We start from the raw sequence: 807 nt of genomic DNA, 5'->3' as shown, positions 1-807 counted from the left end.
CCCTGAGGTTTCCCCACGAATCTTCTCGCTCAATCAACACCTTGCGTGCGGACTGAGGGAACAGTGCGCGCATGATGCGGTCATTCCTCACGGGTTACGAAGCCAGAGGAGACCGCACCATGCACGCCACCAAAGTATTGCAAAAGTGCCTCGGCGATGCACTCGGGTCGATGCATGCGCTGCGTAACCGTGTGTTGCTGCACGCCGTCGAGGCGATGATTCAAGGCAGCCGCCTGACGCTGATCGATCTTGCGCGTTCATGGCCCGGCGCGGAGCGCGTCCGCGCGCCGCTCAAGGCGCTGGATCGGCTCTTGGGCAACCGCCATCTACACGTCGAGCGCGAACACATTTACCAGGCCATGACCCGTTGGCTGGTGCGCAGCAAACAACCCGTCATCCTCATAGATTGGTCGGATCTGAAGTCCGATCGGAGCTGGCATCTGCTGCGTGCGGCGATTCCCGTGGGTGGCCGTTCGCTGCCAATCCTGGACATGGTGTTTCCCAACGGGCAACAGGGCTCACCGAAGGCAGAAAAGCGCTTTCTACAGCGTCTGGCGCACGTGCTTCCCGATGACGTGCGGCCGATTCTGGTGACAGACGCCGGCTTCCGGGGACCATGGTTTCGGGCGGTCGAGGCGATGGGCTGGCAGTGGCTGGGACGCTTGCGCAACACGACGTATCTCAAACCCGTCGAGGTATCCGACGAGCCTGGTGAATGGGTGACGTGCAAAGCCATGTATGCCTTGGCGGCACGCAAGCCGCGCGATTTCGGATCGATGGATATCGCACGCAGCAATCCCCTCACGG

Annotated in this window: 1 protein-coding gene; it reads left to right on the top strand. The window is 61.6% G+C overall.

What is annotated here, in order from left to right:
- Positions 1-119 precede the first annotated feature (119 nt).
- On the top strand, positions 120-807 hold a 688-nt coding region (locus tag ACQGNJ_RS00140; RefSeq protein ID WP_426687224.1), incomplete at its 3' end, for an IS4 family transposase.

It is taken from the genome of Rhodanobacter ginsengiterrae (assembly GCF_050026815.1).
GTDB lineage: Bacteria > Pseudomonadota > Gammaproteobacteria > Xanthomonadales > Rhodanobacteraceae > Rhodanobacter > Rhodanobacter ginsengiterrae.
Note: the sequence above shows the minus strand (reverse complement) of the source record. Positions and strands in the feature narration are given on the sequence as shown.